Origin of the sequence: Halalkalibacterium halodurans (assembly GCF_004376175.1) — a bacterium.
GTDB lineage: Bacteria > Bacillota > Bacilli > Bacillales > Bacillaceae_D > Halalkalibacterium > Halalkalibacterium halodurans.
Genome location: NZ_SNUY01000020.1, coordinates 6,541 through 19,005, shown reverse-complemented (window position 1 = coordinate 19,005; position 12,465 = coordinate 6,541). Strand labels below are relative to the sequence as shown.

General features: G+C 44.9%; 8 protein-coding genes. All 8 read left to right on the top strand.

Going from position 1 to position 12,465, the window contains the following annotated elements; translation table 11 throughout:
- The first annotated feature begins 5 nt into the window (after positions 1-5).
- Positions 6-1,691: a glycoside hydrolase family 13 protein gene (locus E2L07_RS08450; RefSeq protein ID WP_134229352.1), complete on the top strand. Its 1,686-nt coding sequence runs from the start codon at positions 6-8 to the stop codon at positions 1,689-1,691.
- A gap of 1,026 nt (positions 1,692-2,717) precedes the next feature.
- The gene (gene argC, locus E2L07_RS08445; protein WP_134229351.1) at positions 2,718-3,755 is read left to right on the top strand and encodes an N-acetyl-gamma-glutamyl-phosphate reductase; all 1,038 of its coding nucleotides are present in this window, start codon (positions 2,718-2,720) and stop codon (positions 3,753-3,755) included.
- Between the two features lie 14 nt (positions 3,756-3,769).
- Positions 3,770-5,005 carry a bifunctional glutamate N-acetyltransferase/amino-acid acetyltransferase ArgJ gene (argJ, locus tag E2L07_RS08440; RefSeq protein ID WP_134229350.1) on the top strand — a complete coding sequence of 412 codons (1,236 nt, stop codon included), beginning with the start codon at positions 3,770-3,772 and terminating at the stop codon, positions 5,003-5,005.
- Between the two features lie 28 nt (positions 5,006-5,033).
- Positions 5,034-5,816, top strand: a complete 783-nt coding sequence (gene argB / locus E2L07_RS08435) for an acetylglutamate kinase (protein WP_083445611.1) — start codon at positions 5,034-5,036, stop codon at positions 5,814-5,816.
- Between the two features lie 12 nt (positions 5,817-5,828).
- Entirely contained in the window at positions 5,829-6,983 is a 1,155-nt protein-coding gene (locus E2L07_RS08430) for an acetylornithine transaminase (RefSeq protein WP_134229349.1), read from the top strand.
- A gap of 75 nt (positions 6,984-7,058) precedes the next feature.
- Positions 7,059-8,138, top strand: a complete 1,080-nt coding sequence (locus E2L07_RS08425) for a carbamoyl phosphate synthase small subunit (protein ID WP_134229348.1) — start codon at positions 7,059-7,061, stop codon at positions 8,136-8,138.
- The gene (locus tag E2L07_RS08420; RefSeq protein WP_053430663.1) at positions 8,131-11,274 is read left to right on the top strand and encodes a carbamoyl phosphate synthase large subunit; all 3,144 of its coding nucleotides are present in this window, start codon (positions 8,131-8,133) and stop codon (positions 11,272-11,274) included. The genes E2L07_RS08425 and E2L07_RS08420 overlap by 8 nt, the downstream gene beginning before the upstream one ends.
- A 24-nt stretch (positions 11,275-11,298) precedes the next feature.
- Positions 11,299-12,258 carry an ornithine carbamoyltransferase gene (argF, locus tag E2L07_RS08415; RefSeq protein WP_134229347.1) on the top strand — a complete coding sequence of 320 codons (960 nt, stop codon included), beginning with the start codon at positions 11,299-11,301 and terminating at the stop codon, positions 12,256-12,258.
- The last annotated feature ends 207 nt before the right edge of the window (positions 12,259-12,465 follow it).

Here is a 12,465-nt window from a genome sequence, read left to right as displayed (position 1 = left end):
AAACGATGAGTACGCAATGGTGGAAAGAAAGTGTCGTTTATCAAATTTACCCGCGAAGCTTTCAAGATTACAATGGGGATGGAATTGGCGATATTCCTGGTATCATTTCACGACTTGATTATTTAAAAACGCTCGGAGTGGATGTCATTTGGCTCTCACCAGTTTACGATTCTCCAAATGATGACAATGGCTATGACATTCGTGATTATAAGGCGATCATGGATGAGTTCGGTACAATGGCCGATTGGGAAACACTTTTAGCTGAGATTCACACCCGGGGAATGAAGCTGATCATGGATCTTGTCGTTAACCATAGTTCAGATGAGCACGCATGGTTTGTAGAATCACGAAAGTCAAAAGACAATCCGTATCGGGATTTTTACATTTGGCGACCAGGGAAAGATGGTAAGGAACCGAACAATTGGGCTTCTAATTTTAGCGGGTCTGCATGGACGTACGATGAGACAACGGGTGAATATTATTTGCATTTGTTTTCAAAAAAGCAACCTGATTTAAATTGGGAGAATCCGAAGTTACGGGAAAAGATTTATGAGATGATGACGTGGTGGCTTGACAAAGGAATCGATGGCTTTCGCATGGATGTGATCAACTTTATATCAAAAGTGGACGGGCTACCTGATGCAGAACCTCAGCCGGGGCAACCGTACGTATCTGGTTCGAACTATTTTATGAATGGACCTAACATCCATACGTATTTACAGGAAATGCATGAAAACGTCCTGCAGCATTATGATCTCATGACGGTTGGTGAAATGCCAGGCGTAACACCAGAGCTTGCCCAGCTTTATACGGGAGAAGAGCGTAACGAGCTGAATATGGTATTCCAATTTGAACACGTTGGTCTCGATCAAGGGCCAAACGGGAAATGGGATCTTAAGCCTCTCGAGCTTAAAGACTTGAAAGCAAGTCTTTCCCGCTGGCAAAAAGGATTGCAAGACATCGGGTGGAATTCACTCTATTGGAACAACCACGATCAACCGCGAATCGTTTCACGGTTCGGTGATGATCAATCCTACCGTGTAGAATCAGCAAAAATGCTTGCCACTCTTCTCCATTGTATGAAGGGAACCCCTTTTATTTATCAAGGGGAAGAAATCGGGATGACGAATGTTCGCTTCGATTCGATTGAGCAATATCAAGATATTGAAACACTGAACATGTACAAAGAAAAACGAGCACAAGGGGTTCCTCATGAAACACTTATGGCGTCTATTCATGCAAAAGGGCGAGATAATGCACGAACGCCGATGCAGTGGGATGAGACAAAACATGGAGGTTTTACAGACGGAACGCCGTGGCTTGAAGTCAATCCAAATTATAAGGAAATTAACGTAAAGCAAGCATTGAAAGACCCGAACTCGATTTTTTATCACTATCAAAAACTGATTCAATTAAGAAAAGAGCATGCGATCCTCGTTCATGGCTCGTACGATCTCATTCTTGAGGACGATCCAGAGATTTTTGCCTACAAACGGACGTACAATGGGCAAACACTTCTCGTCGTATGTAACTTTTACGGGCGAATAACCGACTTTGAATGCCCAGCCGAGGTAGTGTTAAGCGAACCGACCTTGCTGCTTAGCAACTATGATGAAGAAGAAAACGGATCATATACATCCTTCCGATTACGTCCATATGAAGCAAGAGTCTATTTGGGAAAGAATGAATAGAATAGTAGAGCCTACTGTAAAACACACAGCAGGTTTTTATGCTGAGGTTGTAACTACGCAAAGGAGATAGGATAGTAATTTTTGAACAACGTGTATCATGAGAGATGTAATCGATATTAAGTCTGTTTACTTTGGCAGAGGGGATAGTGAGTACAATGGCTCGACACAAACCATATCTTTACACAATTTTCGTAATCGCAACCCTCCTTCTCATATGGGGTGCATATTCAATCAATCAATCACTGAAATGGGGAGGAGCGACAGAAGATACCAATGGGAAGCGGCTTACGATTATAATCGAGAACCTGATGCCCCAGGAGACTGGCTCGGTGTTATCTATTGACAAGGGGAGGGAGAGGTCTCTCTTGTAGATGCAGAGTTTACACGGAATGGTGAACTAATGCATAAAGCTGAATTCTATGAAGAAGCGATTTTAACAGAAGAGCATCAGAGCGAAGATTTTATTCACAGCTTTGAATCGATGTTTACGAATAAAAATGACTATATACAACTCCTTATCCATTGGGGGGATAATAGCGGAACTCACGAAGATATAATGGTTTTATCCCCAAAAAATCATTATTTCGTCATACCAAGATATTAAATCAATCTAGCTCGCCAGAAATGTTTAAGGAGCGAGCTCAATGAATAAAGAGGAAGAGTGCTGACCACGAGATGGTATCGGCGCTCTTTTTTCACTCTAAGGAAATGGTACTTTTATTAAAAGGTATAAACGGAGAGACCTTATACAAAGCACAAATCATCAAGGTTCTAAAAAGCGACCATCATTCTTTTCACTCAGTTGTAGCTATGGATTTAAGCGGCCGCTTATACAGAGTCATGAATGAACACCGACGAGAACGGGAGCTAAACATGAAAACTTCAGCACTTATCGTTTGTCATTTTCGCCGATTAGAAAATAAAACAAAAATATATAAAAATACAGTTGAATTTATTTTTATTCAGTTTTATAATCAGAAGCAACGTTAAAAAAGTTCTGAAAACAGATATTGGGGGAGAACAATCGTGAAGGTTGGTATTGTCGGTGCAACAGGCTACGGAGGACTAGAACTCATTCGTCTGTTATCGCAGCATCCGAACGTTGAGGAAATCATCTGCTATTCATCATCACAAGAAGGGTTACCGTTAGATGACATGTATCCGCACCTTTCTGGAAACGTGCGCTGGACGTTAAAGGCAATCGATCCAGAAGCGATACGCGCGGACGTGGATACCGTGTTTTTAGCGACACCACCTGGAGTATCGGGAGAGTTGACACCTGATCTTGTGAAATTAGGCCTGAAGGTGATCGATTTATCTGGTGATTTGCGAATAAATGAACCAGATGTCTATGAAGCTTGGTATAAGCGACAAGCGGCTCCAGTGGGAACGATCCGAGGCGCTGTATACGGATTAACCGAATGGCAACGTGACGAAATAGCAGCGGCCCAAATCATTGCCAATCCAGGTTGCTATCCAACGGCTGTCCTGCTCGGGTTAGCGCCATTAGTACAACAGAAATGGATTGACCCGAAACGAATCATTATTGATGCGAAATCAGGAACATCAGGGGCTGGACGAAACCCTTCGCAGATTACCCATTTTAGTGAGATGAACGAAAACTTTAAAATCTATCAAGTGAACCAGCACAAACATACACCGGAGATTGAGCAACAATTGCGTAACTGGGATGAGTCGGTCGGCAATGTTACCTTCTCTACACATCTCGTCCCAATGGTTCGAGGAATTATGGCGACCATTTATGCTGAGGCTAATCAAGCAATCTCTGAAAAGGAATTGCGCGAACATTTTGCGTACGTGTATGAGACGTCACCGTTCGTTCATGTGTACTCAGAGGGGCATTACCCAGCAACGAAAGAAGTGTTTGGGAGCAATCGTTGTCACATCGGCGTGACTTATGATGAGCGGACGAATCGAATCACGGTCGTTTCGGTGATTGATAATTTGGTGAAAGGTGCTGCAGGGCAAGCGATACAAAACTACAACGTAATGAACGGATATGAGGAAACATTGGGCTTGGAAAGCTCTCCCCTATACCCGTGATGGAGGCGATAGAGATGAACGTCATCAATGAAACAGCAAATGTCTTAAAACTTGAAACGGGCAGCGTGACATCGGCGAAAGGCTTCTCCGCCGTAGGCATTCATACGGGTGTCAAGCGAAAGCGAAAAGATTTAGGCGCGATTGTTTGTGAAGTTCCTGCGAGCAGCGCGGCTGTTTATACATTAAACAAAGTGCAGGCGGCACCGTTAAAGGTGACACAAGAAAGCATTGCCGTGGAAGGGAAGCTGCAGGCGATGATCGTCAACAGTGGAATTGCTAACGCTTGTACGGGAAAACGGGGATTGGATGATGCCTATACGATGAGAGCGGTAGGGGCAGAAACATTTCACATTCCAGAGCATTATGTTGCGGTGACCTCTACGGGAGTGATCGGCGAATTTTTACCGATGGACGTCATCACGAATGGGATTCGTCAATTGAAGCCAGAAGCGACTATCGAGGGCGCTCACGCGTTTAATGAAGCGATTTTAACGACCGATACGGTAGAAAAGCATACGTGCTATCAAACGATAGTAAATGGTATGACCGTTACTGTTGGAGGAGTTGCAAAAGGATCAGGGATGATTCATCCGAATATGGCGACGATGTTATCGTTCGTGACAACGGATGCAAATATTGATCATGGTCATCTTCAAGGGGCGTTATCGGCGATTACGAATGAGACCTTTAATCGAATTACCGTGGATGGAGATACATCAACAAATGACATGGTTGTCGTCATGGCGAGCGGTCTTGCCGAAAACGAAACTCTTACACCGGAGCATCCCGATTGGGCTAATTTTTACAAGGCACTCCAGCTTGCTTGTGAAGATCTCGCGAAGCAAATTGCCCGTGATGGCGAAGGGGCGACAAAATTGATCGAAGTCGAAGTCACAGGCGCTGCTAATGATCAAGAAGCAGGAATGGTGGCGAAGCAAATCGTCGGTTCTGATCTTGTCAAAACAGCGATTTACGGGGCTGATGCCAACTGGGGAAGGGTCATTTGTGCGATTGGGTACAGCGGTTGTGAAGTTAATCAAGAGACAATTGATATAGCGATCGGACCGATTGTGACATTAAAGCAAAGTGAGCCTACAGGCTTTTCAGAAGAGGAAGCAACAGCTTACTTGAAAGAAGCAGACCCTGTAAAAATCTCGGTGAACCTTCATATTGGCAATGGGACAGGGAAAGCGTGGGGCTGTGATTTAACCTATGATTACGTACGAATTAATGCCGGTTATCGAACGTAAGGGATTGAAAAAAGGAGCGGAAACATTTATGGGGGACATTGTCGTCATTAAATGCGGGGGAAGTGTATTAGATTCACTGTCAGATTCATTTTTTACGAGTGTTCGGCGCTTGCAGGCCGAAGGAGCGAAACCGATCATTGTGCATGGGGGCGGACCAGCCATTAATGGCATGCTCGCCAAGCTCGAGGTTGAAACAACGTTTGTTGATGGTTTGCGAAAAACAACGGATTCCGTGTTGTCAGTGGCCGAAATGGTATTGTGTGGTCAGACGAATAAAAAGGTCGTCCGCAAACTGCAAAAAGCAGGCGTGAAAAGCATTGGATTATCTGGCTCTGACGGTGAACTCGTTCGCGTCAAGGCGATCGATGAAGCAAATCTTGGCTACGTGGGTGAACCGGTGCACGTTAATGGTGAACTTTTGCATATGCTTGTAGCTGACGGATTTGTCCCGGTGCTCGCTCCAATCGGCGTCAATGATGAATTTGAACCGTACAATGTGAATGCAGACACGGTCGCAGGGGCGGTTGCTACTGCGTTACAAGCAAAAGAACTAATCTTCGTAACCGATGTTGCAGGAATTTTAAAGGATGATGAGTTAGTCCCTGCTTTAACGCCTGAGGAAGTAGAGTCATTGATTGAAGAGGGCACGATCTATGGCGGGATGATTCCAAAGGTTCGTTCCGCAATTCATAGTTTGACAGGGACCCTTGAGGCTGTTTCGATCGTTAATGGCAACGACGTGTTTTTTGCAGAGTCTGGGAAGTTGATCGGAACGACGATAAAAAAGCAAGTCATTCATTCGCAAGGATAGGAGAGGAACGCGATGAGCCATCTTTTTCCCACATATGCCAAATGGGATGTAACGATTACTTCTGGAAAAGGAACAAAGCTTTATGATAACCAAGGAAATGAATATTTAGATTTTGTCTCAGGAATCGCTGTTTGTAACCTCGGTCATTGCCATCCGAAGGTCGTGGCTGCCGTAGAAGAGCAGCTTCATTCGTTTTGGCACGTGTCGAACTTATTCCATATTCCAATTCAAGAAAATGTAGCAGCACTGTTAACGGAGCAAAGCGGAATGGATGCTGTCTTTTTTTGCAACAGCGGGGCAGAGGCCAATGAGGCGGCAATTAAGCTTGCACGTAAAGCAACGGGCAAGCACGAGATCGTCACATTTACTCAATCGTTTCACGGGCGTACACTCGGAACGATGTCTGCGACAGGACAGGACAAAATTAAGACTGGATTCGGTCCGATGCTAGAAACGTTCCATCACGTTCCATTCAATGACATTGCGGCTTTAAAACAGGTTGTAAACGAGCAAACAGCTGCGATTGTCCTTGAGGTAATTCAAGGAGAGGGTGGCGTGAACCTTATTGATCCTGAGTTTGCCGCTAGTGTGAATTATGTATGTCAGGAGCATGGGATTTTACTTATAGTAGATGAAATTCAAACAGGAATTGGCCGTACAGGGACGGCATTCGCCTTCCAGCAATACGAGCTAACACCTGATATCATAACGGTCGCAAAAGGACTCGGAAACGGTTTTCCAGTCGGCGCGATGCTTGGAAAACAACATTTGATCGACGCTTTTTCAGCAGGAAGTCACGGCTCTACGTTCGGTGGAAACCCGCTAGCAATGGCGGCCGCACAAGCGGTACTGACAGAAGTGTTCCAGCCTAACTTTTTACAGGCTGTGCAAGAAAAAGGAAAGCAGTTGTTGAGCGGTTTGAACGAAGCCCTTTCCGGTCTAGAGATTGTGAAAGAGATTCGAGGCAACGGGCTTTTAGTCGGAATCGAGCTTCAAGAAGAAGGGGCCCCTTTCATCAAACAACTGCGGGAAAAAGGCTTGTTAGTCTTAAACGCAGGGCCGAATGTGATTCGTCTGTTGCCACCTCTCGTTGTGACTTCGGAAGAGTTGCACGAGGCGGTCACACAATTGAAGGAAGTGCTTGATCAAGCTTCCGTACACGCTTAACGTATTTTTTTAGCGATTGAATGTATAAAAATTCTTAAGGAGTAATAAGTATTCGATTTTTGGAGGCGAGCGAAGGTGAAGGCATATTTAGTATTAGCGACAGGGGAAACATTTGCTGGAGAGATCGCGAATGCAAAAGAGGATGTATATGGAGAGGTTGTTTTCTTTACGGGAATGACTGGCTACCAAGAGGTGTTAAGTGATCCATCGTTTAAAGGGCAGCTAGTTGTCTTCACATACCCTCTTATCGGGAATTACGGGATCAACGCTTCAGATTTTGAAAGCAAGGAGCCACAAGCCGCTGGGCTTATCGTTAGTGAACAATCGGAAGAAGGACACCATTATGAAGCGACTCAATCGTTGCAGCAATTTTGTGATCAGCACCAGCTTCCGCTACTAACAGGCATTGATACGAGAGCTGTCGTGAAACGAATTCGTGAGCAAGGTGATATGCCTGCGGTCATCACGACCGACCTTTCCCGTGTGTCATTTGAAGAGTGGGTGCCCCTGTCTGAGCGGGCGTTAGTGGATGAAGTGTCAACGAAAAAAGTAGAGACGTTTGAAGGGAACGGTCCTCACATTGTTTTAATTGATTACGGGTTTAAACAATCGATCTTAAATTCTTTACTAAAACGTGATTGTCAGGTGACGATTGTTCCCTACGATGTTTCGTTTGAAGTGGTGCAAGAATTAAATCCAGATGGTCTCTTATTTTCGAACGGTCCAGGAGATCCAAAGCAAATCGAGGATCGGCTTCCGACTATTTATCGCCTTGCATCGACCTATCCGAGTCTCGGGATTTGCCTTGGACACCAGTTGCTCGCCTTAGCCTTTGGTGCAGACACGGAGAAGCTCCGTTTCGGTCATCGGGGAGCGAACCAACCCGTGATCAACCTGAAGTCGAATCGTGTGTATATGACGTCACAAAACCATAGTTACGTAGTGAAGGAAGACTCACTCCAACGAACGGATTGGGACACTACGTTTAAAAATATTAATGACGGTTCCATTGAGGGGTTAACCCACAAACATTTACCGATTCAGACGGTTCAATTCCACCCAGAGGCTCATCCAGGGCCAAGTGACAGTGACGAAATTTTTCACTCATTCATCGATGATGTAGCAGCAAAGGGGAGAGAGAAAACCTATGCCTAAACGGACGGATATTCAATCAGTACTCGTAATCGGCTCAGGTCCGATTGTCATCGGGCAAGCGGCTGAATTTGATTACGCTGGCGCACAAGCATGCCTCGCCTTAAGAGAAGAAGGGATCCAAGTCATTCTCGTCAACAACAACCCAGCAACGGTTATGACGGATGAAGCGTGCGCTGATGTCGTTTATTTCGAGCCATTAACGGTTGCCAGTGTGAAGAACATTATTGAACGGGAACGACCTGATGGCTTACTGGCAACATTAGGTGGGCAAACAGGCCTTAACCTGGCGATGAAACTAGAGGAAGCTGGTATCTTAGAGGCCTACAATGTGGAGCTATTAGGGACACCCATGGAGTCAATTAAAAAAGGGGAAGACCGAGAAGCGTTTCGTCAATTAATGCATGAGCTCCATGAGCCTGTACCAGAAAGCGAAATTGTTCATTCAGTGGCAGAAGCCGTTGATTTTGCAAACACGGTTGGTTATCCAATTATCGTTCGGCCAGCCTATACCCTTGGCGGTGCTGGTGGTGGAATCGCTGAATCAGAGGAAGCGCTCATCCGCATTGTAAAAGGCGGCTTAGAACTAAGTCCGATTCAACAATGTTTGATCGAGAAAAGCATTGCTGGTTTTAAAGAAATTGAATATGAAGTGATGCGTGACAGCAATGATACGTGTATTACTGTTTGTAACATGGAAAACATTGATCCAGTTGGCGTTCATACAGGGGATTCAATCGTTGTCGCACCGTCACAAACGTTAACCGATCAAGAGTATCAAATGCTTCGCTCAGCATCGTTAAAGATCATTCGTACCCTTGGAATAGTAGGCGGCTGTAACATTCAATTCGCCTTAGACCCTGATAGCAAACAATACTATCTTATTGAAGTCAATCCTCGCGTGAGTCGTTCATCGGCGCTCGCTTCGAAGGCGACAGGGTATCCAATTGCACGAATGGCAGCGAAGCTTAGCTTAGGTTACGGGTTACACGAACTAAAAAACCCAGTTACCGAAGATACGTATGCGAGCTTTGAGCCTTCTCTTGATTATGTTGTTGTAAAGTTTCCACGTTGGCCGTTTGACAAACTTGTCCATGTCAATCGCGAACTAGGAACGCAAATGAAAGCGACTGGTGAAGTGATGGCGATCGAGCGGAATCTTGAGGCTGGCTTACAAAAAGCGGTACGCTCGCTCGAAATCAAAACGCACGGACTCTCTCTTCCTTCTCTTAGCCAATGGGAGGACAGCGAGTTATGGGCGATTGTGAAAAAAGCGGATGACCGCCGGTTTTTTGCAATCCTTGAACTGCTTCGCCGTGGCGTAACAATTGAAGCGATTCACGAGCAAACGAAGATCGATCGTTTTTTCCTCACCTCCTTTGCCAAGTTAATGACATTGGAAAAGGAAATTGCAGGACAATCACTAGATGACATAACATCAGATGAACTTTCCACTTATAAAAAATACGGATTTTCCGATGAATGGCTCGCATCTAGTTGGGGAGTTGGATTGGCTGATGTTCGGCACACTCGAAAAGCGTTAGGGGTTGTTCCAAGCTACAAAATGGTTGATACGTGTGCGGCGGAATTTGAAGCAAAAACGCCATACTACTACTCTAGTTGGACTGGGGAAAACGATTTACTGCTACCGGAAAAAGCAAAAGAACGAGTGTTAATTATTGGCTCTGGTCCGATTCGTATTGGACAAGGGATCGAATTTGATTACTGTTCTGTACATGGGGCCAAAAGCCTTAGAGCACGTAACTTTGAAGCGATCATTATTAACAACAATCCGGAAACGGTCAGCACTGATTATGAAACAGCCGATCGTCTTTACTTTGAGCCATTAGCTGTAGAAGATGTATTGAACGTCATCGAGGTGGAAAATGTAGATCACGTCATTGTTCAGCTTGGTGGACAGACAGCGATCGGTCTTACGAAAGGGCTTGAAGAAGCAGGTGTCTCGATTTTAGGGACGACGCAAGATGTCATCGACCAGCTAGAGGATCGTGAGCGTTTTTATGAATTTATGTGCTCCGTCGAGGTGCCTCACATTCCAGGGAAGACGGCAGAGACGAAGGAAGAACTACTGAAAGCTGCACAATCGATCGGTTATCCAATTTTACTCCGCCCATCGTATGTGATCGGTGGTCAAGGGATGTTCATCGCTTCTAATCAGGAGGAACTGGCGGCCTTTTGTGAAGACAAGAACCATTCGGTCACGTACCCAATACTTGTGGACGCCTATTATCCGGGTGTGGAATTTGAAGTCGATGTATTAACAGATGGATCTGATATTTTCATACCGGGGATGTTTGAACATGTGGAAAAAGCAGGTGTTCATTCTGGTGATAGTATGGCGGTGACTCCACCACCTACACTTGAAGCTAAGTGGAAGCAACAGGCGATCAACTATACAAGGCAAATTGCTAAAGGGATGGCGTACAAAGGATTATTCAATATTCAATTCGTCCTTTATGATGAAGAGCTATACGTTATTGAAGTGAACCCCCGGGCTTCCCGGACCGTGCCGATTTTCAGTAAGGCCACTTCATTACCACTCATCACGCATACAATTGATGTTTTGTTCGGTAAAACCATTGCCGAGTTAGGCCTATCAGCTGGTTACCGAAAGGAATCCCCGTATTATACGGTAAAAGCACCTGTGTTTTCATATCAAAAGCTCGCGGGGCTCGATCCATTACTAGAAGCGGAAATGAAATCCACTGGTGAGCTGATTGCTATTAGTAAGGATCTCCCATCGGCTTTCCGAAAAGCGTTTGCGTGGGGAGAGGAACAGACTCCAGCGCTTTTCCGGAAAAAAGGCTCTGTTTTCTGTCAAGTGGATCGAGCGTACGATACCGAATGGCAACCGCTTCTTCGACAATTAAAAGAAAAAGGGTATTCAGTTGTAACGGAGGAAGCGATGTCCTTTTCTGAGTGGCTCGCTTCAGAGGATGCCATTTGTTTAGTGAGTGTTCCGGCTCCTGGGCAAAAAACCGGAAAACAAAATAGAGAAGAGGCATTGAAGCAACGAGTGACGGTCGTGTCTGATCTAGCCACTTTCGAAAAAATGATTGAATGTCTAGAAGTAAAGGATGGCGAGCCGTTTTTACTTCCAGATGTTGTGATGAATTAGGAAACCATGGGAGGAGAACACGAGATGAACCATTTGTCAGAAAAAGTCATCTCTTTAAAAGGTCGTGACTTATTAACACTGTTAGATTATACACCAGAGGAAGTTCAGCAACTTCTTACCCAAGCGCTCGAGCTGAAGCAAAAAGCAAAGAATGGAGAGCCGACCCCTTATCTTACAGGAAAATCACTCGGGATGATTTTTGAAAATGCGTCGACGAGAACCCGGGTGTCATTTGAAGTCGGAATGACGCAACTTGGAGGGCATGCACTGTTTTTAAGCCCAAAAGATTTGCAAATTGGTAGAGGAGAACCAATTAAAGATACCGCCAATGTCCTTTCCCGCTACGTGGATGCAATTATGATTCGAACGAATTCTCATGAGTCTGTGGAAGAGCTTGCACACTATGCGACCGTACCAGTGATTAATGCATTAACGGATGCTTATCATCCTTGTCAGGCGCTTGCAGATGCCTTGACGATTCTCGAGAAAAAAGAGACCCTTATTGGTAAAAAGCTCGCTTATATTGGCGATGGGAACAATGTTTGCCATTCATTGCTTGCCATAGGGGCAAAAACGGGCATGGATGTGACGGTTGCTACTCCAAAAGGATACGAAGTCGATCAGGAGATTTTTCAACGAGCGACAGAAGCAGCGAAAGAGACAGGAGCAACGCTCGTTCAGACGACAAACCCGCAAGTAGCCGCAGAAAATGCTGATGCGATCTATACAGATGTTTGGGCCAGTATGGGATATGAAGCAGAGCAGTCTGAGCGTGAAGAGATATTCCAGCCGTATCAAGTGAATGACCAGCTTTTAACATTAGCCAAAAAGGACGTTAGTTTCTTACATTGCTTACCAGCTCACCGCGGAGAAGAAGTAACAGCTTCTGTCATTGACGGTCCTCATTCGGCTATTTATGATCAAGCCGAAAACCGTCTCCATGCACAAAAGGCTGTCCTAACAGCTCTTTTAACAGGTGAATGAAACATAATTGCTCACTTATTTGGGTAGCCTTTTAATAGAGTCTCGGAATAAATAACAATTTTCCGGGTGAAATGAACCAAAATTACTGGAAATTGGATTGGAATGGCCTGCACACTCATTATTTTCATTGTATTTTCAAAAATGTGCATGACAAAGAAACCTATTGCCATTATTTTTTTAAAAATTGACTAGGCGGCTTTAGGAAAG

Coding starts and splice junctions, on each gene's coding strand:
- E2L07_RS08430 (WP_134229349.1), top strand. CDS start 5,829: ATGAGCCATCTTTTTCCCACATATGCCAAATGGGATGTAACGATTACT.
- E2L07_RS08450 (WP_134229352.1), top strand. CDS start 6: ATGAGTACGCAATGGTGGAAAGAAAGTGTCGTTTATCAAATTTACCCG.
- argB (WP_083445611.1), top strand. CDS start 5,034: ATGGGGGACATTGTCGTCATTAAATGCGGGGGAAGTGTATTAGATTCA.
- E2L07_RS08420 (WP_053430663.1), top strand. CDS start 8,131: ATGCCTAAACGGACGGATATTCAATCAGTACTCGTAATCGGCTCAGGT.
- argJ (WP_134229350.1), top strand. CDS start 3,770: ATGAACGTCATCAATGAAACAGCAAATGTCTTAAAACTTGAAACGGGC.
- argF (WP_134229347.1), top strand. CDS start 11,299: ATGAACCATTTGTCAGAAAAAGTCATCTCTTTAAAAGGTCGTGACTTA.